General features: G+C 74.4%; 19 protein-coding genes. 12 read left to right on the top strand and 7 right to left on the bottom strand.

What is annotated here, in order from left to right; genetic code table 11:
* Window positions 1-48: 48 nt before the first annotated feature.
* From ACFWA9_RS26450 to moaA, 3 genes are all read right to left on the bottom strand, one after another.
* Window positions 49-1,665 carry an alpha/beta hydrolase gene (locus ACFWA9_RS26450; RefSeq protein ID WP_352290408.1) on the bottom strand — a complete coding sequence of 539 codons (1,617 nt, stop codon included), beginning with the start codon at window positions 1,663-1,665 and terminating at the stop codon, window positions 49-51.
* 99 nt (window positions 1,666-1,764) lie between these two features.
* A complete protein-coding gene (locus ACFWA9_RS26455; RefSeq protein WP_380390207.1) occupies window positions 1,765-2,517 on the bottom strand; it encodes an HNH endonuclease family protein in 753 nt (250 codons plus the stop codon).
* Between the two features lie 153 nt (window positions 2,518-2,670).
* Complete coding sequence (gene moaA, locus ACFWA9_RS26460) at window positions 2,671-3,666, bottom strand: GTP 3',8-cyclase MoaA (RefSeq protein WP_380390208.1); 996 nt, start codon at window positions 3,664-3,666, stop codon at window positions 2,671-2,673.
* 275 nt (window positions 3,667-3,941) lie between these two features.
* Here moaA and ACFWA9_RS26465 point away from each other — a divergent pair, with 275 nt between their 5' ends.
* The 5 genes from ACFWA9_RS26465 (at window position 3,942) to ACFWA9_RS26485 (ending at window position 8,991) form a co-directional block, all read left to right on the top strand.
* Window positions 3,942-4,514 (top strand): NTP transferase domain-containing protein, encoded by a 573-nt coding sequence (locus tag ACFWA9_RS26465; protein ID WP_380390241.1) that lies wholly within the window; start codon window positions 3,942-3,944, stop codon window positions 4,512-4,514.
* A 187-nt stretch (window positions 4,515-4,701) separates the two neighbouring features.
* The gene (locus ACFWA9_RS26470; RefSeq protein ID WP_329487120.1) at window positions 4,702-5,556 is read left to right on the top strand and encodes a hypothetical protein; all 855 of its coding nucleotides are present in this window, start codon (window positions 4,702-4,704) and stop codon (window positions 5,554-5,556) included.
* 258 nt (window positions 5,557-5,814) lie between these two features.
* The gene (locus ACFWA9_RS26475; protein ID WP_380390210.1) at window positions 5,815-6,666 is read left to right on the top strand and encodes a hypothetical protein; all 852 of its coding nucleotides are present in this window, start codon (window positions 5,815-5,817) and stop codon (window positions 6,664-6,666) included.
* 165 nt (window positions 6,667-6,831) lie between these two features.
* Entirely contained in the window at window positions 6,832-7,740 is a 909-nt protein-coding gene (locus ACFWA9_RS26480) for a (2Fe-2S)-binding protein (RefSeq protein WP_380390211.1), read from the top strand.
* A gap of 201 nt (window positions 7,741-7,941) precedes the next feature.
* Complete coding sequence (locus ACFWA9_RS26485; protein ID WP_380390213.1) at window positions 7,942-8,991, top strand: DUF2637 domain-containing protein; 1,050 nt, start codon at window positions 7,942-7,944, stop codon at window positions 8,989-8,991.
* A 172-nt stretch (window positions 8,992-9,163) separates the two neighbouring features.
* On the opposite strand, the gene ACFWA9_RS26490 is transcribed toward ACFWA9_RS26485, so the two are convergent.
* Together ACFWA9_RS26490 and ACFWA9_RS26495 are read right to left on the bottom strand one after the other, a co-directional pair.
* Window positions 9,164-11,326 carry a SpoIIE family protein phosphatase gene (locus tag ACFWA9_RS26490; RefSeq protein WP_380390215.1) on the bottom strand — a complete coding sequence of 721 codons (2,163 nt, stop codon included), beginning with the start codon at window positions 11,324-11,326 and terminating at the stop codon, window positions 9,164-9,166.
* Window positions 11,327-11,830: 504 nt separating this feature from the next.
* Complete coding sequence (locus tag ACFWA9_RS26495) at window positions 11,831-12,199, bottom strand: ATP-binding protein (protein WP_352290360.1); 369 nt, start codon at window positions 12,197-12,199, stop codon at window positions 11,831-11,833.
* A gap of 518 nt (window positions 12,200-12,717) precedes the next feature.
* Here ACFWA9_RS26495 and ACFWA9_RS26500 point away from each other — a divergent pair.
* Genes ACFWA9_RS26500 through ACFWA9_RS26510 form a run of 3 tightly spaced genes read left to right on the top strand, consistent with a single transcriptional unit; the run spans window position 12,718 to window position 16,219 of the window.
* On the top strand, window positions 12,718-13,428 hold the full coding sequence (locus ACFWA9_RS26500; protein ID WP_329487126.1) for an urease subunit gamma: 711 nt from the start codon (window positions 12,718-12,720) through the stop codon (window positions 13,426-13,428).
* Window positions 13,425-15,146: an urease subunit alpha gene (locus ACFWA9_RS26505; RefSeq protein WP_380390217.1), complete on the top strand. Its 1,722-nt coding sequence runs from the start codon at window positions 13,425-13,427 to the stop codon at window positions 15,144-15,146. The genes ACFWA9_RS26500 and ACFWA9_RS26505 overlap by 4 nt, the downstream gene beginning before the upstream one ends.
* A gap of 32 nt (window positions 15,147-15,178) precedes the next feature.
* Window positions 15,179-16,219 carry an agmatine/peptidylarginine deiminase gene (locus ACFWA9_RS26510; protein ID WP_380390219.1) on the top strand — a complete coding sequence of 347 codons (1,041 nt, stop codon included), beginning with the start codon at window positions 15,179-15,181 and terminating at the stop codon, window positions 16,217-16,219.
* Window positions 16,220-16,306: 87 nt separating this feature from the next.
* Here ACFWA9_RS26510 and ACFWA9_RS26515 read toward each other — a convergent pair whose 3' ends face one another.
* Window positions 16,307-16,969 (bottom strand): HAD family hydrolase, encoded by a 663-nt coding sequence (locus tag ACFWA9_RS26515; RefSeq protein ID WP_380390221.1) that lies wholly within the window; start codon window positions 16,967-16,969, stop codon window positions 16,307-16,309.
* A 161-nt stretch (window positions 16,970-17,130) separates the two neighbouring features.
* Here ACFWA9_RS26515 and ACFWA9_RS26520 point away from each other — a divergent pair, with 161 nt between their 5' ends.
* Window positions 17,131-17,772 (top strand): hypothetical protein, encoded by a 642-nt coding sequence (locus ACFWA9_RS26520; RefSeq protein WP_380390223.1) that lies wholly within the window; start codon window positions 17,131-17,133, stop codon window positions 17,770-17,772.
* Window positions 17,773-18,070: 298 nt separating this feature from the next.
* On the top strand, window positions 18,071-18,679 hold the full coding sequence (locus ACFWA9_RS26525; RefSeq protein ID WP_380390225.1) for a TetR/AcrR family transcriptional regulator: 609 nt from the start codon (window positions 18,071-18,073) through the stop codon (window positions 18,677-18,679).
* Window positions 18,680-18,698: 19 nt separating this feature from the next.
* On the opposite strand, the gene ACFWA9_RS26530 is transcribed toward ACFWA9_RS26525, so the two are convergent.
* Window positions 18,699-20,345, bottom strand: a complete 1,647-nt coding sequence (locus ACFWA9_RS26530) for a hypothetical protein (RefSeq protein WP_380390227.1) — start codon at window positions 20,343-20,345, stop codon at window positions 18,699-18,701.
* 282 nt (window positions 20,346-20,627) lie between these two features.
* Between ACFWA9_RS26530 and ACFWA9_RS26535 the strand changes: the two genes are divergently transcribed.
* Complete coding sequence (locus ACFWA9_RS26535; RefSeq protein WP_380390229.1) at window positions 20,628-21,230, top strand: hypothetical protein; 603 nt, start codon at window positions 20,628-20,630, stop codon at window positions 21,228-21,230.
* 132 nt (window positions 21,231-21,362) lie between these two features.
* Window positions 21,363-22,028 carry a DUF3105 domain-containing protein gene (locus ACFWA9_RS26540; RefSeq protein ID WP_352290346.1) on the top strand — a complete coding sequence of 222 codons (666 nt, stop codon included), beginning with the start codon at window positions 21,363-21,365 and terminating at the stop codon, window positions 22,026-22,028.
* Window positions 22,029-22,032 lie beyond the last annotated feature (4 nt).

Here is a 22,032-nt window from a genome sequence, read left to right on the forward strand (position 1 = left end):
CGCACCGCCCAGCGGCGGTGCGTCCCCTCCGTCGTCGTTCGGCGCGGATCAGTCGGTCGGGCAGCGCGTTCCGGCGGCCGGCGCGGTGCCGTCCGTCAGGAAGGCGTCGACCGCGGCCCGGACGCACTTGCTCCGCCCGTAGCCGATGTGGCCCTCGCCCTCGCGGGTGAGCAGGACGGCGTTGCCGAGCTGGGCGGCGAGCTTCTCGGCCGAGGCGTAGGGCGTCGCCGCGTCGCCGGTCGAGCCGACCACCACGATCGGGGCATCGCTCTTCGAGACGATCGGGTGCGGCTGCTCGGCGGAACGGAACGGCCAGGCACGGCAGTCGGGGTCGAACAGCGCCAGGCTCGGCTCGTGCCGGGTGATCAGCGGGGCCTTCGCCGCCAGGTCGGCGTACGCGGCCTGGAGGGCCTCGCCGGTCGGGACGGCGGTCGCGCCGTCGGCGCAGTGGATGGCGGTGTAGGCGTCGGCGGAGACTCCGTAGTGGCCCTTCTCGTCACGGCCGTAGGCGCCGTCCGCGCGGGCGAGCAGGTTGTCGCCCTTGCTCCGGACCATGGCCCACCCGAGGTCGTTGCGCAGCGCGTCCCAGGTCTTCTCGTCGCCGTAGAGGCTGTCGAGCACGCCGGCCCAGGCGGCGTTGGCGGTGAGGGCGCGCCCGCTCGTGGTGGTGAGCGGCTTCGCCTTGAGACCGTCGAGGAACTCCGCGAGCTTGTCGGCCGCCTTGGCCGGGTCCTTGCCGAGCGGGCACTGGTCCTGCTTCGCGCAGTACGCGGCGAAGAGCCGCAGCGAGCGCTCGAACCCCGCGTACTGCACGATGTTGTGCTGGGCCAGCGGCACGGACGGGTCGACCGCACCGTCCAGCACCAGCCGCCCGACCCGGTCGGGGAACTCCTCGGCGTAGAGGCTGCCGAGGTAGGTGCCGTACGACATGCCGAAGTAGTTGAGCTTCTGGTCGCCCAGCGCGGCCCGCAGGACGTCCATGTCGCGGGCGGTGTCGCGGGTGCCGATGAACGGCAGCAGCTTGGCGAACTTGGCCTGGCAGGCGTCGGCGAGCACCTTGCCGTGGTCGTCGCCCGGGGTGTCGGTGGCGAGCCACTCGTCGCGGGCCTTGTCGTCCAGGCAGTTCAGCGGCGTGGTCAGACCGACGCCGCGCGGGTCGAAGCCGACCACGTCGAAGCGGTCGTGCATCGGGCCGTCGAACTGCGCGGGGGCGGCCTTGACCATGCCGACGCCGGAGCCGCCGGGGCCGCCGGGGTTGACCAGCAGGGAGCCGAGCCGCTGGTCCTGCCTGGCGACGGGGACCCGGACGACGGCCACGGCCAGCGGGTCGCCGGCCGGATGGGCGTAGTCCAGCGGGACGTTGAGCGAGCCGCACTGCAGCACCGACTCGTCGACCTTGGCGGTCTTCGGGTCGTCGGCGCAGGGCGCCCAGGCGATCTGCTGGCCGTAGAAGGGCCCCAGTGCCGGGTCGGCCGCGCCGGTGGGCCTGGGCGTCGGCGTGGGCGGGGTGGTCGGCGACGCGCTGGGCGTGGCCGGGGCGGCGGCCGGTGACGGCGTGCCGGAGGCCGCGTCGGTGGCGGTGGATCCGCCCGAGCCGGCGCAGCCGGCCAGGAGGGCGGCGGCGACGGCCGCGGGCAGGGCGCGCCGGGAGAACCGGGTGATCATCGAATGCACCGCACACGAATATCACCTGACCGTCACACCGGTCATATCGTGATCGGCCGGCGGACGGCGAAGGGGGGCAAAGCGTGACGGAACGTTTCCTCAACCGCCGCACTGCTGGAGCATGGCCTTCTTGTCCGCCTCGGTGACGGGCAGTCGGTACTTCAGCGAGACCTGGGCGAAGCGCACCGCGTACGAGCAGCGGACGGCGGTGTTGGCCGGGAGCCAGGCGGCCGGACCGGAGTCGCCCTTGGAGGCGTTCTGCGAGCCGTCGGCCGGGACGAGGTTGAGCGGATCGTTGGCGATCTGCACGCGCTTGGCCTTGTCCCACGTCGACGCGCCCATCTGCCAGTCGTAGGACAGCGGCATCACATGGTCGATCTGGATCTTCGAGGCCTGCTGCTTGCTCCACCGGACGGTCTTCCCGGTGTACGGGTCGTCGATGGTCATGGCGGTGACGGTGCAGGCCGAACCGTCCTTGCGCTCGACCGAGCGGCCGTCCCGGGCCAGCAGGTCGTTGCGGGTGTCGCAGTTGTTGTGGCCACCCGGGACGCCGTCGACGTTGTCCGTCCAGGCCGGGCCGAACTCGTCACGGCTGTAGCCGTCCTTGGGTCCGGCGGCGGCAGTGGCGACATGGGCGATGATGTCGCGGCCGGCCTTCCGTTCCTCGGGCGTGGTCAGCGGCGCCAGGCCGGGCCTGGTGCCGTCGGGGTTCTGCAGCGGGCTGGTGCCCGCGCCGGCGGGCCCGGCCGCCTCGGTGGCCGGCTTCCCGGCACCCCCGGTGCAACCGGCCAGCGCCGGCGTGGATATCAGGAAGGCGGCGGCGGCGAGCAGGGCGGTGCGGCGGGCGGGCACGGGGACTCCCGGACTGGGGGGGGTGGCTGACGGCGCCCCAGCAGACCAGTCGCCCCACGGGCCGTCAAGGCGGCGCGGCACGGAGCGTTCGAGCATGTCGAAGCTCACACCCCGGCGCCCGCCCGGGCCCCGCCCCGCCTCCTCCCGCCGGGCTCAGCCCCCGATCGCGGACATCGGCCGGTCCGGCTGGACGAAGTCGGCGGAATTGATCGCGTGGCCGGGGCCCTTGCGCCCGATGGTGGCCCGCCAGGCGGCCTCGATCCGGTCGTCGTCCGCGCCGCCGCGCAGCAGTGCCCGCAGGTCGGACTCCTCGGTGGCGAACAGGCAGTTGCGCAACTGGCCGTCGGCGGTGAGGCGGACGCGGTCGCAGCCGCCGCAGAACGGGCGGGTGACGGACGCGATCACGCCGACCACGGTGTCGGTGCCGGCGATCCGCCACTGCTCGGCCGGCGCGTTCCCGTGCCGGCCGACCGGGACGAGGTCCCACCGGGTGCCGAGGACGGCGAGGATCTCGTCGGCGGTGACCATCGTCGCCCGGTCCCAGGCGCCCTGCGCGTCCAGCGGCATGGACTCGATGAACCGCATCCGGTAGCCGTGCTCGGCGGCGAACTCCACCAGGTCGAGGATCTCGTCGTCGTTGACCCCGCGCACCGGCACCGCGTTGACCTTCACCGGCGCGAGCCCGGCGGCCTGCGCGGCGGCCAGGCCGGCGAGGACGTCGGCGAGCCGGTCCCGGCGGGTGATCGCCGCGTACCGCTCGGGGCGCAGGGTGTCCAGGCTGACGTTCACCCGGTGCAGGCCGGCCCGGTGCAGCGCGTCGGCGGTGCGGGCCAGGCCGATGCCGTTGGTGGTCAGCGAGACCTCGGGGCCGAGGGCGGTGATCCGCCGGACCAGGTCGGGCAGGCCGCGGCGCAGCAGCGGCTCGCCCCCGGTCAGCCGGACGGAGCCGATGCCCAGCCGCCCGGCGGCGATCCGCACCAGCCGGACCACCTCGTCGTCGCTCAGCACCTCGGCCTTCGGCAGCCAGTTCAGGCCCTCGGCCGGCATGCAGTAGGTGCAGCGCAGGTTGCAGCGGTCGGTGAGGGAGACCCGCAGGTCGGTGTGGACCCTGCCGAAGCGGTCCGACAGCGGGCGCGGTGCGGTGTTCATCGGCCCAGTACAGGGGCAACCGGGCCGGGATACCAGCGGCCGAACCACCGGGGAGCTGCCCCGACCTGCGGATTCTCCTTGTGCGTTCGTCCAACTGTGGCTTCCTACGGCTGCGCCGGGGCACCCCGGACGGGCAGGCTGGGTCCATGCGCGACAGCACGGGGACCAGCGGCCGGACAGGGAGCAGTGACCGGACGGGGAGCAGTAACCGCACGGGGACCAGCGGCCGCACGGGGACCAGCGGCCGGACGGGTGGTGATCGGCCGGTCGCCGCCCTGGTGCTGGCCGCGGGGGGCGGGCGGCGGCTCGGCGGCCGGCCGAAGGCGCTGATCCGGTACCGGGGCCGACCGCTGGTCGAGCACGCGGCGGGGGTGGTCCGGGCCGGCGGCTGCGCCTCGGTGACGGTGGTGCTGGGCGCGGCCGGGGACCGGGTCCGCTCCACCGCCCATCTGCCGGGCTGCCGGCTGGTGGCCAATCCGGACTGGGCCGGCGGGATGGGCTCCTCGCTGCGGACCGGGCTGGCCGCCCTGGCGCCGGAGGCCTCGGCCGTCCTGGTGATGCTGGTGGACACCCCCGGCGTCACCCCGGCGGCGGTGGCCCGGCTGCTCGCCGCCCACCGGGCCGGCGCCGAGCTGGCGGCGGCGGCCTACGCGGGGCGGCGCGGGCACCCCGTCCTGATCGGCGCCCGGCACTTCGCCGAGGCTGCGGCGGGCGCCACCGGCGACTCCGGCGCGCGGGCTCTGCTGGCGGCGCACGCCGACGGGATCACGCTCGTCGAGTGCGCCGACATCGCCGTCCCCGACGACCTGGACACCCCCGCCGACCTCGCCCGTTGGACGACCGGGTGATCCTCTCCCGGTCCGGACCGGCGGCCGGTCCCCCCACGGGGTGGGGCGGGCTCCTCCTCCCCGACGAGGGATCGACCGCACACCCCTGATCTGTCCCTGAGGATTGCCCCATTCCGCGCCGCGGCCCCCGCGTTTCGGGGAGCATGGGACACGTCCTTCCCCTCGATTCGAACGGACGGTGCCCGCGATGTCCGGACTGCCCGACGACTTCACCGGACGCGACCCCGCACAGCACGGGCCGGTGGCGGGTGGTGGCGCCCGGGCGATCCGCTGCCCCGCCTGTCGGCGCGAGCACCTGTACGAGCCGCCGTCGCTGCCCTGCCCGTGCGGCGCCTCGCTCAAGGTGCCGCTGCTGCGCGGCGGCGTACCGGTCCAGGTGCGGTTCCGGTCCTGGGAGGACTCCTGGCTGAATATGCGCTGCCCGCACTGCGGCCGCTCCGACCAGTGGCCGCAGCCGGAGTTCACCTGCAACTGCGGCGCGACCGTGCGGCTGCCGGTGGACCGCACCACCCGCCTCGGCGGCAGCGCGACCACCGGCCAGCTCGGCACCGCCGGCCCGCAGAACTCCCGCCCGCACCCCGCCCACCCGCTCAACGCGCCCGTCCCGGCCCCGCCCGGCGGCTCCGGTGCCTCGGCCACCCCCTGGCGGCGGCGCGCGCCGTTCCGCCCGCACCCGGTGCGCACTTCGCAGGACGCCGTGTTCACCGCCGCCCGCTACCTGGAGTGGCTGGGCTTCGACGACCTGGAGCTGACGGAGGCCCAGGAGCGCGACGGCGTCACCCTGCTCGGCAGCCGGATGGTCGCCCAGGTGGACACCTGGACCGAGCCGGCCGACGTGAAGTCCGTGGAGTGCCTCTGGCTGCAGACCCTGCACGCCGAGGAGATGGCCGCCGCGATGTTCACCCTGGCCGGCTACTCGCACCAGGCCACCGTGCGCGGCGAGCAGTTGCTGGTGGCCCTGTTCAGCCTGGACCTCGCCGGAGTGCCCCAGCCCGCCAACGGCGCCGCCGAGGCGCTGATGGAGACCGGCTGGACGTCCTGACCCCGCTCCGACCGGCCCGGCCCGCCCGACACCGTCCGCCCGCGGCCCGGGCCGTCGGCCTGCCCGGCCCACCGGTCCCGGCCGTCCCGGCGGACCCGCCCGCCTCCGGGAGCGATCGACGCGGAACCGGTTCGCCCGCAACAACCTGCGCTCGTGATCTGGTGCACAAGCTCACCCCCGTGTTGAATTGCCGCCACAACGCGGGCCTTGGGGGCAGAGGCCGGCGTCCTGCTGGATGGCGCACACAAGGAGGTGGCGTTGTCGGAGCACGGATGGGGCCCGAGTGGCCAGGGCGGGAGCGACGGTCGGGGGCGGCCGGCGCCCCGCGAACCGGGGGACACCGTATGGCGGCTGCGGTCCCGGGCGTGCTGGCAGGAGGCCGCCGAGCTGTTACGCCCGGCCGCCGAACGCGACCCCGAGGCCGCCCTCGGCCGGGCCGAACTCCTCATCGAGCAATGCCTATTCACCGCGGCCAACTGGACCCAGGCGGAACAGGCGCTGCGCCTCGCCGAGGCGTTGGTGACCAGTACCGAGCAGCGCGCGGGCGCCTCCTGCGCCCGCGGGTTCCTCGCCTACGTCTCCAGCGTGCTCGGCGCACGCGACCGGCTGGACGAAGCACAGGCGGCGCTCGGACGCACCTCGGCGCTGCTGCCGCCGGACGCCCCCGGGCGTCCGCTGCTGGACTTCCGCCGGGGGCTGGTCGCGGAGAACCTGCTGCGCGACCCGACGGCGGCCTGGATCGCCTACCGCCGCGCGCACGAGGGGGCCGACGAGCGCGGGGACGAGCTGCTGCGCTCCTACACCTGGCGGCACCTGGCCGCACTGGCCCAGGCCGCCGGGGACCACGACCGGGCCCGGGAGGGGTTCGACGCCTCGCTGCGGCTGCGCGAGCAGCTCGGCTTCACGGTCGGGGTGGCACCCGCGCTGGCGGCGCTGGCCGAGGTCTCCGAACCGGACGAGGCGGTCCGGCTGCGGGCCGAGGCGACCAGGCTGGTCCAGGCACTCGGGGGCGTACCGGTCTGGCTCGCACGCCAGCTGAGCGCGGTGCGCACGCCGGGCGCTCCCCCGGACGGACGCGTCGAACGGGAACCCCGGGGAACCATCAGCTAAGGTGAGCCTAACCTGGTCGGGGTGAGCAGTACTCCGGCCAGGTTCGCCTTGCCGTTCCCGGGCTCCGCCAGGCCCCGGCCGGCCGGGCCCGGCCGCCGCCGAACCCGGCCGGGCACGGGTCGGACGGTCCGGCACGGGTCCGGTCGACCCGATAGGGCCCGCACCATGACCGCGAGCAGCACCCGACCCGGCCCCGCGCCGTACGCCCCCCGCACCACCCCCGCGCACGCTGTCACCCGCACGCCGGCGCCATGCACCACCAGCTACCGCAGACTCGGCCGGCTCTTCCCGGCACTGCGGGTGCACAGCGCCCCTCCCCGCACCGGCGACGGCTGGATCAGCGGCACCGACCTCCTCACCGACCCGGACGCGCTGGCCGAACTGATCGCCCACGATGCCCGGGAGGGGCTCGCCCGGTACGGCCGCCCGCTGCGCCCCGACGTCGCGGCCGGCTTCGGCCTGCACCGCTTCAGCTGGCCGGCGGCGCTGCTGTTCACCCTGCCCTGGTTCCTGGAGCGCCGGGTGCCGCTGCTCACCCCCGAGGACGTCTCGATCCGCCGCGCCACCGGCGAACTCACCGCCCGCCCGGGGGCGTTCGCCTGCCTGCCGGACGACCCGGCGGCCGGGCTGCCCGGCGCCCGGACGGTGGCCGACGGGGCGGCACTGGCCGCCGAACTGCGCACCGCGCTGGCCGGTTTCCTGGCCCCGGTGCTGACCGCCTTCCGCCCGGCGGTGCGGCGCAGCCCGCGGATGCTCTGGGCGATGGCGACCGACGCGGTGGTGGAGGGCCTCTGGTACGTCGGCGGGCTACTGGGCGAGGAGGAACGGGCCCGGGCGGAGCTCTCGGACCTGCTGGCACCAGACCGGGCGGCCGACGGGCCGGCGGCAGCCCCGGCGCTCCCGGTGGCCAGGGCGTGCACGCCCGGCGTGTGCGCGCCGTCCTTCACCCCCGGCGCGGGCTTCGCGACCGAAGGTGCTTCGGGCACCGACCGTGCCCGGGCCAGTTGCTGCCTCGTCTACACCGTGCGGCCGGAGGAGATGTGCGGCGGCTGCCCCCGCGTCACGCGAAGTTGACGGCATCGGCCTTCGGAAGGCCCCCGGAATCCCCGGAATTCCGGGGAATGGCACCCCTTAATTAATACGACAATGGGACTTCTCCCACGTCAGAAATCCCTCTCCTCAGCGCATTGACGGAGAATCGGCCATTCTCGGGCCGAGCATCCGCCATGATGGTCCCCGCCATCACGACGCAGGAAAGCGAGGCTGGTCCAGGCGATGAAATTGTCCGACATACCGCTCGGTTGGGCCGTCACCGGCGTTGCGGTGCTGCTGGTCACCGCCCTGCTGGTGGCCCTGGTCCGAAATCGGGGATCCGCCGGCCCGGGCGGCTCGGATTCCTGGGAGCGTTCCGAGGAACGCCGCCGCCGCAAGGAATCCCTGTACGGCGCGGCCTCGTACACGCTGCTGTTCTGCTGCGCCGGCGTCGCGGCCGCGCTGTCGTTCCACGGCCTGGTCGGCTTCGGGATGCAGAACCTCAACCTCTCCGGCGGCTGGGAATACCTCGTCCCGTTCGGCCTGGACGGGGCGGCGATGTTCTGCTCGGTGCTCGCCGTCCGCGAGGCCAGCCACGGTGACGCCGCACTCGGCTCGCGCCTGCTGGTCTGGCTGTTCGCCGGTGCCTCCGCCTGGTTCAACTGGGTGCACGCCCCGCGCGGCTTCGGCCACGCCGGTGCCCCGCAGTTCTTCGCGGGGATGTCGCTCTCGGCCGCCGTGCTGTTCGACCGGGCGCTCAAGCAGACCCGCCGGGCCGCGCTGCGCGAGCAGGGCCTCGTCCCGCGCCCGCTGCCGCAGATCCGGATCGTCCGCTGGATGCGCGCCCCGCGCGAGACCTACGCGGCCTGGTCGCTGATGCTGCTGGAGGGCGTGCGCAGCCTGGACGAGGCGGTGGACGAGGTCCGCGAGGACAAGCGGGAGAAGATCATGGAGAAGGAGCGCCGCAGGCTGGCCGGGCGCCGCGAACGGGCCGAGATCCGGGCCATCAACCGCTCCCACAGTGCCTGGCGCGGCCGCGGCGCGGCCCGGCAGCTGGAGGCCGGCCAGGAGCCCGCCATAGCCGGCGGGCCCATGGCGGAGCGCCCCGCCGTGGAGCCGCCCGCCGTGGAGCCGCCCGTGCCGGCCGCCGAGGGCCCGGTGGTGCAGACCGGGCTGCCGGCCCGCCCGGAGCGGCGCACCATCGACCTCACGATGGAGGAGGACACCGTCGCGCTGCCCCGGCTCGACTCGCTGGAGCGCAAGCTGAAGGACCTGGAGCAGCAGTTCGGCTGAGGCCGCCCGCCGGTCGGCGCTCCACCGGCCAGCGCTCTACCGGCCGGCGCCGGGCCGCTCGGACGCCGCAGGGCCGACGGGCGGGCGCCGGACGGCAGCGCGCGGCGCACGACCCGCGCCCGCCTCAGGGGCGCCCGGCTCAGGGCCGGCCGGCGCCCCTGGGCCGAGCCGGTCAGGCCGCCGGCGTCGTCGCGGTGAGCTCGAACCACATCCGCTTGCCCGAGCCGCGCGGCTCCACGCCCCAGCCGTCCGCCAGCGCCTCGACCAGCATCAGCCCGCGCCCGGAGGAGGCCTGCTCCCCCGGTGTCCGGCGGGTCGGCCAGAGGTCGGACTCGTCCTCCACCTCGACCCGCAGCCGGGCCCGGCCGCCGTCCACCGCCGCCTCGCGGTAGAGCCGGGCGGTGAACATGGCGTCCCGGTCGGTGTGCCGGATCGCGTTGGTGACCAGCTCCGAGGCGAGCAGCTCGGCGGTGTCCACCAGCTCGGCCACGCCCCAGCGGCGCAGCGCGTCCCGCAGCTCGGCCCGCACCTCGGAGATCCGTTCGAGGTCGGCCTGCCCGATCCGGCGGCGCAGCTGCTGGGCGGCGAGGCCGCCCTCCGGGCCGTCCCAGCGCAGCAGCAGGAGCGCTATGTCGTCCTCGCGCTCGCTGGAGTCGGCGACCTGGGAGGAGATCCGGTCGGCCAGCTCCTCCAGCGGGTCGGCGTGGCCCTCCCGGCGCTCGGCCAGCGGGCCGGCGACCACCTCGGCCAGCCGGGCGATCCCGTCGTCGAGGTCCATGCCGCGCGCCTCGACCAGGCCGTCGGTGCAGAGCAGCACCGTCTCACCCGGGTCCAGGCTGAACCGGGTGACCCGGTACTCCTCGTCCGGGGCGATGCCCAGCGGCAGCCCGCCGGCCACCTGGACCACGGTGGCGGTGCCGTCGGCGCGGCGGACCAACGGGTCGAGGTGGCCGGCCCGGACGGCGTAGACCACGCCGTAGTCGACGTTGACCTCGGCGTAGGTACAGGTGGCGAAGTGGTCGGTGTCCAGGTCGGCGAGGAAGCGGGAGGCGCGGGCCATCACCGCCGCCGGCGGGTGGCCCTCGGCCGCGTACGCGCGCAGCGCGATCCGCAGCTGGCCCATGATCCCGGCGGCGTGCACGTCGTGCCCCTGGACGTCGCCGATCACCAGTCCGACGTGCCCGCCGGGCAGCGGGACGACGTCGTACCAGTCGCCGCCGATCTGCAGGCCGGAGCCGGCCGCCAGGTAGCGGACGGCGGTGGTCACGCCGGGCACCGACGGGACGGTGCGCGGCAGCATCACCCGCTGCAGGCCGGCCGCCAGCTCGTGCTCGGCGTCGTGCAGCCGGGCCCGGGCCAGCGACTGGGCGACCAGGCCGCCGAGGGTGGAGAGCAGGGTGCGCTCGTCGGTGTCCAGCTGGCGGTCGTCGTCGAAGCTGACCAGGCAGACGCCGATCGGCCGGCCGCTGGCGACCAGCGGCAGGAAGGCCCAGGAGCTGCGGCCGGTCCGGCTGGTCGGCGTCCACACCTTCGCGTAGCGCTCCAGGAACTCCTCGCGGCTGGCGATGAAGACCGGCGCCCGGTTGCGCAGCGCCTCGGCCGCCGGGTGGTCGGCGGGCAGCACGGAGCGGTCCCAGAAGGTGAGCTCCTCGGGCTGGTAGCCGGAGGCGCCGAGGATCTGTACCCGGCCGGACTCGAAGGAGGCCAGCACCAGGCCGTCCGGCGGCAGCCCGGGCAGCGGGAGCTCCGTGAAGACCCGGGCGACGTCACGGACGGTGACGGCTTCGGAGAGCGCGCGGGCGGCCTCCTTGATGAACCGCGAGCGCTCCTCCCGCAGCAGGGCCATCCGGTCGGCGCGGTCGCGCTTGCGCAGCTCGACGGTGGCGTCCCAGATGAAGCCCACCATCCGCGAGGCCCGGCCGAAGGCGTCCGCGAGGACCCGGCCGCGGAACCGCACGGCGCGCATCGTCCCGCTCGGCCCGACGGTGCGGTAGTAGGCGCCGCACTGGCCCAGCTCGGCGACCGCGCGCTCGACCCGGCGGCGCACCACCGGCGCGTCCTCGGGGTGCAGCAGGGCCAGGAAGGAGGACGAGGTGCGGTCGAAGCGGTCCCGCTCGGCCGCGTCCAGGCCCATGATCGCGCAGGCCCGCTGGTCGCCCTCCAGGACGTCGCGGCGGATGTCCCAGTCGAAGGAGCCGATGCCGTTGGCGGCCATCGCGGGCTCCAGCCAGTCCGGCGTGGAGTCCCCGGAGGCGACGGGCAGGCCACCCGAGAGCATCGGCGCCAGCCGGCCCCCGGCGAGTCCGGGCGTCGTCCGCAGTGCGTGCCTGCGCACCGCCTGGGCGGGTGGTCTCGCCCGCCCCGACCCGGCCGTGGACTGACCGGGAGGAAGCGCCGGCCCCGGCGACTCGGGCTCAGTGGGCATGCTGCTCCTGCCGCTGCCGTGGCGAGCCGCGCCGGGTGTCCGGCGTGGCCGCGGGGCAGTGTGAGTGGGTGGTGCTCGATCGGACCGTGCGGCCGGGCGGCGACCAGTCGAGGTGAGGTCTCCCCGCTGTTTGCCGCACGTGGACACACATTCCCACCATCCTCGCCAATGTTCGGCCGAGCGGCAATGGCACCGGACCGGGAATCTTCGGCCCGCCCTTCGCCCGGAGGTGCCGTTCGGCGGCGAACGACCTTTTCCTCCCGGCTCGGACGCCGGGTCGGCCGGGGTCCGGGAACTGCGCCGAACGGGTGGCGCCGGGGCCACCGCAGCGGCGCGGCGCGATGGGTGCGGAGGCGGAGGCGGGCGGGCGGGCGTCACGTGGCGGGAGCGCGGGCGGCGACCAGCCCGAACGGCTCAGGCGGTGACCAGCTCGAACCAGGTGACCTTGCCGTCCCCGCGCAGCTGGACCCCCCAGGAGTCGGCCAGCGCCTCGACCAGCAGCAGCCCGCGCCCCGAGGTGGCGTACTCGGCGTCCGCGTCCCGGCGGCGGCCGGGCAGCCGGGTGACGCTGTCCTGGACCTCGATCCGCAACCGCAGGTCGGCGGTGAGCACCGCGTCGAAGACCGCGCCCTGGCCGGTGTGCAGCAACGCGTTGGTGACCAGCTCGGAGGAGAGCAGCTCCGCCGTGTCGGCCAGCTCGGGCACCCCCCAGTGGCCGAGCGCGGAGCGCAGCCGCCGGCGGACCGCGCCGACCGCGACCAGGTCGGCCGCGTCGAGCGTCACGTGCAGCCGGCGGTTCAGCGCACACCCCGGGGCCGGGATGCTCGGCAGTGCCTGGCCCGCCGTGCCCGTGGCCGCCGACGCACCCGGCGCACCCCCCTGGGGCCTGGCTCGGAAGGCGTCCCCCGAGCCCGTCCGCTGCCGCGGGAATCGCGACTGACCGTCCATCACCACTTGCCCCCGCCCTCAATCCGGGCACCCGCTGCCGGATCCCCCGCCGGTCGGGTGGCCGCCTCGTTCTGACCACCATCCTCATGCCCAGCTTTCGCCGTTTGGAACAGTGTGCGTCCGATCACCTGGGGTGAAAGGGGCACGGCGCGGCACTCGTGATCCAACTGCCCGCGCCGGACAGGTTTGCGATGCGTACGAGTCGTTTTCGGGCAACGCTGGACAGAGCGGCCGGGTCCGGGTTCAATGACCCGAGATGTTTGAACGCCGTTCTAATGTCACCTCCGGCACCCCCAGCACCCCCGACACCCCCAGCACCCATCGGCACTCCCGGCGACCGCGAGCGAGGAACCGTGCGACTGACCCCCACCGAGCGGGACCGGCTGCTGATCTTCACAGCAGCCGAGCTGGCCCGCGCCCGGCGCGCCCGAGGCGTACGCCTCAACGTCCCCGAAGCGCACGCCCTGATCGCCGACACCGTCTGCGAGGCCGCGCGCGACGGCCGGCGGCTCGCCGAAGCCATCGAGGCCGGGCGCAGCGTGCTCACCGCCGACGACGTGCTCCCCGGCGTCCCGGACGTGGTCACCGTGGTCCAGGTCGAGGCGGTGTTCGACGACGGCACCCGGCTGGCCGTGGTGAACGACCCGTTCAAGGGCGCCGGCTCGCTCGGCGACGACGCGCCCGGCGGCGCGCTGCTCGGCGCGGGCACGGGCTACGACCCCGTCGAGGAGACGGTGGTGCTGCCCGTCCACAACACCTCCGGGGTGCCGATCTCGGTCACCTCGCACTTCCACTTCTTCGAGGCCAACCCGCGCCTGGCCTTCGACCGCGCCGCCGCCTACGGGACCCACCTCGCGGTACCGGCCGGCTCCTCGGTCCGCTTCGACCCGGGCGCCACCGTCGAGGTCGGCCTGGTGCCGATCGGCGGCGAGCGGGTCGCGATCGGCTTCGCCGGGCTGGTGGACGGCCCGCTGGACGCGCCCGGCGCCAAGGAGGCCGCCCTGGCCAAGGCCCGCGCGACCGGCTACCTGACCAACTTCGACGACGCCGAGGTGGAATCGTGACCGCCATCACCCCGCACGACTACATCGCGGTGCACGGTCCGCGCGCCGGGGACCGGATCCGGCTCGGCGACTCCGGTCTGATCGTCCGGGTCGAGTCCGACTCGCAGGCGCCCGGCGAGGAGTTCCTGGCCGGCTTCGGCAAGACCGCCCGGGACGGCCTGCACCTCAAGGCCGCCGCCGTCCGCGACACCTGCGACGTGGTGATCAGCAACGTGCTGGTGATCGACGCGATCCAGGGCATCCGGAAGACCTCGATCGGTCTGATCGACGGCCGGATCGCCGCCATCGGCCGCGCCGGCAACCCGGACACCCTGGCCGGCGTGGAAGTCGTCGTCGGCACCGGGACGACCATCGTCTCCGGCGAGGGCATGATCGCCACCGCCGGCGCCATCGACACCCACGTCCACCTGCTCTCGCCGCGGATCATGGAGGCCTCGCTCGCCTCCGGCGTCACCACGATCATCGGCCAGGAGTTCGGCCCGGTCTGGGGCGTGGGCGTGAACTCGCCCTGGGCGCTGCGGCACGCCTTCAACGCCTTCGACGCCTGGCCGGTCAACATCGGCTTCCTCGGCCGCGGCTCCTCCTCCGACCCGGCCCCGCTGGTCGAGGCCCTCGCCGAGGGCGGCGCCTCCGGCTTCAAGGTGCACGAGGACATGGGCGCCCACACCCGCGCCCTGGACACCGCCCTGCGGGTCGCCGAGGAGTACGACGTCCAGGTCGCCCTGCACACCGACGGCCTCAACGAGTGCCTCTCCGTGGAGGACACCCTCAAGGTCCTGGAAGGCCGCACCATCCACGCCTTCCACATCGAGGGCTGCGGCGGCGGGCACGTCCCCAACGTCCTCAAGATGGCGGGCGTCGAGAACGTCATCGGCTCCTCCACCAACCCCACCCTGCCGTTCGGCCGCGACGCCCTCGGCGAGCACTTCGGCATGATCGTCTCCGCCCACGACCTCAAGGTCGACCTCCCCGGCGACGCCGCGATGGCCCGCGACCGCATCCGGGCCGGCACCATGGGCGCCGAGGACGTCCTGCACGACCTCGGCGTCATCGGCATCACCTCCTCCGACGCCCAGGGCATGGGCCGGGCAGGCGAGACCGTGCGCCGCACCTTCGCCATGGCCGGCAAGATGAAGGCCGAGCTCGGCGCCCTCGACGGCACCGGCTCCTACGGGACGGCCGAGGGCGGCGACGACAACGAGCGCGTCCTGCGCTACATCGCCAAGCTCACCATCAACCCGGCGATCGCCCACGGCCTGGCCCACGAGGTCGGCTCGATCGAGGTCGGCAAGCTCGCCGACATCGTCCTGTGGCGCCCCGACCACTTCGGCGCCAAGCCGCAGCTCGTCCTGAAGGCCGGCTTCCCCGCCTACGGCGTCGTGGGCGACCCCAACGCCTCCACCGACCGCTGCGAACCCCTCGTACTGGGCCCCCAGTTCGGCGCCCACGGCGCCACCGCCGCCGACCTCTCGGTCGCCTTCGTCGCCCAGGCCGCCGCCGACGGCGCCTACCTGGACCGGGCCGCCGACGGCATGCCCACCCGGCGCCGCCGGGTCGGCGTCCGCAACACCCGCGGCATCGGCCCGCGCGACATGGTCCGCAACGCCCGGATCGGCGACGTGCAGGTCACCGAGACCGGCCTGGTCTCGCTGGACGGCGACCCGCTGCGCTCCGAGCCCGCCGACAGCGTCTCGCTCAGCCGCCTGTACTTCCTCTGACCTACCCTCACCTCCCCTCCAAGGACGCGAAGATGACCCCCACCCCCGCCTCGCTCGGCTACCGGATGCCCGCCGAGTGGCACCCGCACGAGCGGACCTGGATGGCGTTCCCCACCACCAACCCGACCTTCGACAGCCCGGAGCACCTGCACGCCGGGCGCGAGGCCTGGGCCGCGGTGGCCAACACCATCGTCCGGTACGAGCCGGTGACGCTGGTGGTCAACACCGGCGAGACCGAGGAGGCGCGCAAGTACGTCGCCCCCGAGGTCGAGATCGTCGAGCGCCCGCTGGACGACGCCTGGATGCGCGACATCGGCCCGTCCTTCCTGATCGACGGCAAGGGCTCGCTGGCCGCCGCCGACTGGATCTTCAACGGCTGGGGCGCGCAGTCCTGGGCCCGCTGGGACAACGACCAGTACATCGCCGAGCACATCAGCGAACTGACGGGCGTTCAGCGGTTCGCCTCCCGCCTGATCAACGAGGGCGGCGGCATCCACGTCGACGGCGAGGGCACCGTGCTCGTCACCGACACCGTGCAGCTCGGCGAGGGCCGCAACTCCGACTGGACCCGCGAGGAGGTCGAGGCCGAGCTGCACGCCCACCTCGGCACCACCAAGGCGATCTGGCTGCCGCGCGGACTCACCCGCGACTACGACGAGTTCGGCACCCGCGGCCACATCGACATCGTCGCCTCCTTCGTCCGCCCCGGCGTCGTGGTCGCCCACGTCCAGCCGGACCCGGCCCACCCCGACCACGAGGTGTGCCAGGAGCTGGTGGCGATCCTGCGCGCGTCCACCGACGCCCGGGGCCGCGCCCTGGAGGTCATCGAACTCCCCGCCCCCACCGTCCTGTCGGACGAGGACGGCGAGCCGGTCGACTACTCCTACATCAACCACTACGTGGCCAACGGCGCCGTGGTGCTCTGCGCCTTCGACGACCCCCGCGACCAGGAGGCCGCCGCCATCCTCGGCCAGGCCTACCCCGGCCGCACCGTCGAACTGGTCGACGCCCGCGAGATCTTCGCCAACGGCGGCGGCATCCACTGCATCACCCAGCAGCAGCCGAAGGTGTGACATTCCGGCAGGTGAGGCGCCTGACCTGCCGGATTACCGAGAGCTGCTGTCCAGTGCCGGCACTGGACAGCAGCTCTTCCACCACGCTCAATTCGCTCCAGCGTTGACCTTGGCAATCAGCTCCGGCAGCTCGGAGAGCGAGTCGATCCGGAACGTAGCCCGCCCGGCGGCCGGGTCGTACTGCTGGATCCAGCCCCACGGCCCGCGCCGGATCAGCGCCGCCCGCATCCCCGCCGCGAGAGCGGGGAGCACGTCGTTGTCGAGCCGGTCGCCGACGTAGAGGATCTCGCCCGGCTCGGCCGGGACCACCTCGGCGACCCGCTCGAAGAAGGTGGGATCCGGCTTGCTCGCGCCCCAGTCGTCCGACGTCCCGATTAGATCGACGTCCGCCGTGAACAGCTCGCGCAGCAACCCGCCGGCGCGCACCGTCTGGTTGCCGGCGATCGCCAACCACAGACCGCCGGCCCGAAGCTGAGCGAGCGCGGGACGGACGTCCGGGTAGAGGTCGTCTTCTCCGAACCATTCCGGCTTGCCGGCCTCGGCCCGACGTTCGCGCTCCTCGTAAAGGTCGAATCCCGGCCGGAACACCTGAAATGTCTCGCGGTAGTCCATCCCCTGTGCGATGACGGCGCCGAACTGGGCGACGAACGTGTGCCTCGGCACGCCCAGCCAGTCGGCCCAGGTGCCGTACTCGCGAGTCTCATCCACGAGGCACTCACCAACATCGAACACCACAGCCTTGATCGCCATACTCGCAGCCTAACGGGGAGAGGTTGTCCCGTCGGTGGCTTCTCCTACGGTGGGCGACCAGCCAATTCGCTCTTCGGTCACAGGTCGGCCGCACCACGTGCACCCGCCCACTGACGCCGATACGGTCCCCTCATCACACCCGCCATGTCCCAGGGGGGACCATGCGCCGCACCATCCTCACCCTCGTCGCCGCCAGCTTCGCCATGAGCCTCGCCGCCTGCGACCCCAGCGCCACCACGAGCGGCAGCCAGACTGCTGCCGCCGGATCCGCAGCGAGCAGCATGAGTACCGCCGAACCCACCAACGGTAGCCAGACGAAGAGCGCGATCCTTCCCAACTTCGTCGGCATGGGCCTGCAGTCTGCCCAGGACACCGCGCAGAAGGCGGGTTTCTACCTGCTCACCAGCCACGACGCTCTCGGCCGGTCCCGCAACCAGATCGACGACCGCAACTGGAAGGTCTGCCATCAGAGCCCTGCGGTCGGCGAGCAACCCACTGACACCAAAGTGGACATGGCCGCAGTGAAGCTCGACGAGCAGTGCCCCGCCCAGGACCAGGGCGCCGGTGGGCCGACAAAGGCCAACGCCGTCATGCCGGACTTCAAGGGCAAGGCGGTCTCCGTGGTCCACGACTCGCTCGATAGCGCGACGTCGATCAGTGCGAAGGACGCGACGTCGCAGAACCGGATGATCCTCGTTCAGTCGAACTGGCAGGTGTGCTCCCAGGATCCGGCACCCGGGGCCGCCCTGGCCGGGCAGCCGGTGGCGATCAAGGCGGTCAAGTTCGGTGAGTCGTGCCCTTAGCCACGGGCACGACAAAGCGCCCCCGCTCCGGCACGTGGCCGAGCGGGGGCGCGGTCGTTCAGCGGTCGGCGTCGGGAGGATAAGCCGGGCCGGCTGCGCTGGGCGTCCGTCATCAGCAGGGTCCGGGCTCCCACCGGACCGCGGGACCCCCATCCGATCCGGTTCGCCTCGGAGCGGCCGTCCGCCGAGGGGGTGGGGCGTCGAGCCGGTGGGCTCCTGGTCAGGGGGGGCTTCGGGGGCCGCCGGTATCGTGGGTGCCGCTGCGGCGCGGTCGCAGCGGCACAGAGGAGAGCAGCACATGGCGGACGCCCGCCCGCGCCGGCCGGCGCGGCCCCGCGAGGAGGTCTTCGCCACCGCGCGGGCCGCCATCGCCGAACACGGGCTCGCCAAGCTGACCATGGCCGGCCTCGGCAAGCAGTTGCAGATGAGCGCCGGTCACCTGCTCTACTACTTCGGCAGCAAGGACCAGCTGCTGCTGGAGACGCTGCGCTGGAGCGAGGACCAGCTCGGGGCCCGCCGCCGCACCGCGCTGGCCGACGGCGGCCGGGACGTCTGGGAGCGGCTGGGCGACTACACCCGGCTCTACCTGCCCGAGGGCGCGGGCGATCCGCGCTGGATCCTCTGGGTGGAGGTGTGGGGGCGCTCCCCCGCCAGCGAGGAGCTGCGGCAGGGGCAGTTGGAGATCGAGGCCCCCTGGGACGCCGACCTGGTCGCCCTGCTCGACGAGGGCACCGCCTCCGGTTCCTTCGCCGCGGCGGCCGGAGCGACCACCGAGCGGGCCGCCCAGATCCGCGCGCTGCTGGACGGACTCGCCGTACCGCTCGCGCTCGGCCTGCCCGGCGCGCTCCGCGCGAGGGCCCTTCACCTCGCGGAGTCGGCCTGCCGGACCCTGCTGGCGCCCGCCTGACGGAGGGACTCCGGCAGCGTCACTCCGTCCAGATCGCGGCCGCCGTGCGGTCGTCGGCGTACCCCTTGGCACGGACCTGGACCTGGCGCAGGAAGTCCACGGTGCCCGGCGGGTGGGGGTGTGCCCAGTGGGCGGCGAGGAAGTGCGCGACGGCCGGCTCGTCGGCGATCGGCCGGGCCAGTCCCGGGGTGCAGAGCAGCAGGATGTCGCCCGGAGTGGCCGGGACCATCCTGAACCGGAACGGGCGGGGGTCCGGCGCCGGACCGTCCGGCAGCGGGGGCTGACCGTCCGGGTGGTGCAGCAGCCGGGCCGCGTAGGCGTCGATCCAGTGACCGGAGCGCAGCAGGTAGAGCCCGCCCGGGCCGACCCCGAAGGCCGCCCGGTAGGAGGCCGCCGGGTCGAGCGAGAGCAGCAGGCAGTGCAGCGAGGCCGGGAAGACCGGGTCCTCGCCGGCTGCCCGGGGGGCCAGGCCGCGCAGCGGGGCGGCGGCGGCCGTCGCGAGCCGTTGGAGGCCGTAGCGGAGGCGGTCCCGCGCGCCGTCGCGCAGGTCGGCGGCGAGGCCGGCCCGGCTGCGGCCGATCGCGGCGGCGAGCTGGCGGCACGCCTCGGCGGAAGCCGTCGCGACCGCCTCCGGGGCGACGTCGGCGATGTCGGCAAGCGCCTCGGCGGAGCCCGCGCCCGTGCGGTCGAAGCCGCCGAGCACCGCGAGCAGCAGGCCGTCCGTGCCCTCGCCGAACCTGGTCACCAGCAGCGCGTCCCGGCGGGGCTCGCCGCGGTAGCGGGCGGAGTCGCCGCGGACCGAGACGGCGCGCACGGTGGCGGTGGCGTACTGGGCCCCCTCCAGCACGGTGTCCGGCACCACGGCGCCGAGCGAGCCCGGGTCGGCCTCCGGTACGGCGGTCGGCTCGGGCCCGTACGTGGGCGGGCGCTCGCCGACGTGCGGGACGGCGGGCCCGGCGTCGGCGAGCACCGACCGGGCGGCGGGGCGGGCGACAGCCACCGCCGCAGCCGGGGCGACGGGGTCGGACACAGAGGGGCCCTCGGGCGCAGGGGCGGGTTCGGGCTCGGGCTCGGGCTCAGGGCCGGCAGCCGCCGGCTCGGGCTCGGGCTCGGGCTCTGGCTCTGGCTCCACCACGGGGTTCGGCTCCGGTGCCGGCTCCGGGTCCTTCCGGAGAACGAGCCCCTCCACCGCCTCCGGACCCAGCTCCGGCTCCGGCTCGGGCCCTGCCTCTGCCTCCGCCTCGGGCGCGGCCGCCCAGGCCGGGGCCGGGAACCGGTGCGTCTCCTCCGGCCCGCGCTGCTGCCCGATCACCCCGACCGCGGTGTCGAACCAGTCGTCGATGCTGTCTCGCTCCAGCGGCCCGGGCTCCGGCACGGCCCGCTCCGACGCCTCGGGCGCCGACGCCTCGGAGGCCGACGCCTCGGGCGCCGACGCCTCCGGTTCCGCCACCCCGGGCGCCACCGCGGGCTTCGCCTCGCCCTCCGGCCCGCCCGTCCGCTGCTGGCCGATCAGCCCGGCCGCCGTGTCGAACCAGTCGTCGACGCTGCCCTCCCCCGGTACCGCGTCCGGAGTGTCGGGGAGGGTGCCCGCCGGCCCTTCGTAGACCGTTTCCCACCAACCGTCGTCCGGTCGGGGCTGCTGTGCGGGTGCACCCTTTTTGCTCATCTGGCGGCTCCTGGTCGGTCCGTGGTCGCGCCGCCCCCGGCGGGGCCGGACTCGACGTCATTGTCTCCGAGTGCAACGACGGTGTCCGGGTTTCGGCGACAACCGCACACTGATCGGATGATCCCGATGACCGGGTTCGCCCCATGTTTCGTTTCCGTTCCGTCCACGCTTGCCGGAACTGCCCCGAGCAGGGCGTTTCCGGGGTATTCAGGAGGTTCGGGGGCCGAAAATGGGGGCCGAGGAGGGGCATCGCTTCACCCGTTCGGCTGATTAAATGTGCGCATGACCGCGTCGGCCCCCAGATCGCTCCGACCGGGGAGGACCGCGTTCGCGGGCCGCCCGGTGGGCGCCCTGTGGTTCCTCCTGCTGGTCGGGCTGCTGGCGGCGCTCCCGTGCGCGGGCCAGGCCCAGGCGGTCTCGGTGGACCGGTCCGCCCCCGCGTCCGTTCCGGACGGCGTCGCCGGCCCGGCCCTCGCGGCCGCCCCGACGACGGGGACACCGCGGACCGCCGGGACACCTCCGACCCCCGGGACACCGTCGACCGCCGAAGCACCGCGGACGCCGGCGGCGGAGCACGCGTCCCGGCAGGCCGGAGCCCCGCGCACCGGTCCGACCGGCACGCTCGCCGACCGGCTCGCCGAGCAGAAGCGGCACCGGACGTGGTGCTCCGCCGACGGCGAGCCGCCGCACCGCGACAACGGCTGCTCCGGTCACCCGTACTGCGCCCAGGACGCCCAGCTGCCCAATCCGCCGCCCCAGCAGCAGCCCGCCCTGACGCCCCGCCCGGAGACTCCCGGGGCCCGGCCCCGGATGCTTCCCCGCGGGCTCCCGGACGGTCCGCGCCCGGCACCCGACCTGCACGAGCTCCAAGTTCACCGGTCCTGAGCGGAACCCACCGCCGGTCCTCCCCCCGCCCGTCCGAACGGACGCCGGCCGGGACGGCACCGACGGATCCGCCCCTCCGCCCTCTCATCTGACCGCCGCGCCCGAAGCGCGCGGCGGGGACAAGGACACCTCATGGGTTCCGCCTCGAAGCAGTCCAACAAGCCGAGCGGCAAGCAGGCCGGTCTCGACCGTCGTGCCCGGATAGCCGAGCTGCGCGCCGCCGAGCAGCGCCGCGACCGTCGCAACAAGATCATCGCCTCGGTGGTCGCCGGGACCCTGGTGATCGCCGCGATCGCCACCGGCACCTGGATCGTGGTCGACGCCAACAACGACAAGAAGGCCAAGGAGACCGCGGCCGCCGCGCCGATCGACGGCGTCCAGACCTTCGGCGACCTGAGCCGCAACCACGTCAAGGAGAAGGTCACCTACCCGCAGACCCCGCCGGTCGGCGGCGACCACAACGCGATCTGGCTGGACTGCATGGGCCACGTCTACGACCAGCCGGTCGAGAACGAGCGCGCCGTCCACTCGCTGGAGCACGGCGCGGTCTGGGTGACCTACAACGGCAAGGCCACGCCGGACGACATCAAGACCCTCTCCGACAAGGTCAAGGCCACCCCGTACTCGCTGATGAGCCCGTACCCGGACGAGAAGGGCACCATCACCCTCAGCGCCTGGAGCACCCAGCTGGTCGTGGACAGCGCCAGTGACCCGCGGGTGGGCGAGTTCTTCACCAAGTACGTGCAGGGCAAGCAGACCCAGGAGCCGGGCGCGTCCTGCACCATGGGGGCGATGTGACCGC

The sequence above is a fragment of the Kitasatospora sp. NPDC059973 genome, assembly GCF_042737525.1.
Taxonomy (GTDB): Bacteria; Actinomycetota; Actinomycetes; order Streptomycetales; family Streptomycetaceae; genus Kitasatospora.

Bases quoted from the DNA above. Each gene is read 5' to 3' on its own strand.
- ACFWA9_RS26450 (WP_352290408.1), bottom strand. From the start codon at position 1,665: ATGATCACCCGGTTCTCCCGGCGCGCCCTGCCCGCGGCCGTCGCCGCC.
- moaA (WP_380390208.1), bottom strand. From the start codon at position 3,666: ATGAACACCGCACCGCGCCCGCTGTCGGACCGCTTCGGCAGGGTCCAC.
- ACFWA9_RS26470 (WP_329487120.1), top strand. From the start codon at position 4,702: ATGTCCGGACTGCCCGACGACTTCACCGGACGCGACCCCGCACAGCAC.
- ACFWA9_RS26480 (WP_380390211.1), top strand. From the start codon at position 6,832: ATGACCGCGAGCAGCACCCGACCCGGCCCCGCGCCGTACGCCCCCCGC.
- ACFWA9_RS26485 (WP_380390213.1), top strand. From the start codon at position 7,942: ATGAAATTGTCCGACATACCGCTCGGTTGGGCCGTCACCGGCGTTGCG.
- ACFWA9_RS26510 (WP_380390219.1), top strand. From the start codon at position 15,179: ATGACCCCCACCCCCGCCTCGCTCGGCTACCGGATGCCCGCCGAGTGG.
- ACFWA9_RS26515 (WP_380390221.1), bottom strand. From the start codon at position 16,969: ATGGCGATCAAGGCTGTGGTGTTCGATGTTGGTGAGTGCCTCGTGGAT.
- ACFWA9_RS26520 (WP_380390223.1), top strand. From the start codon at position 17,131: ATGCGCCGCACCATCCTCACCCTCGTCGCCGCCAGCTTCGCCATGAGC.
- ACFWA9_RS26525 (WP_380390225.1), top strand. From the start codon at position 18,071: ATGGCGGACGCCCGCCCGCGCCGGCCGGCGCGGCCCCGCGAGGAGGTC.
- ACFWA9_RS26530 (WP_380390227.1), bottom strand. From the start codon at position 20,345: ATGAGCAAAAAGGGTGCACCCGCACAGCAGCCCCGACCGGACGACGGT.
- ACFWA9_RS26535 (WP_380390229.1), top strand. From the start codon at position 20,628: ATGACCGCGTCGGCCCCCAGATCGCTCCGACCGGGGAGGACCGCGTTC.
- ACFWA9_RS26540 (WP_352290346.1), top strand. From the start codon at position 21,363: ATGGGTTCCGCCTCGAAGCAGTCCAACAAGCCGAGCGGCAAGCAGGCC.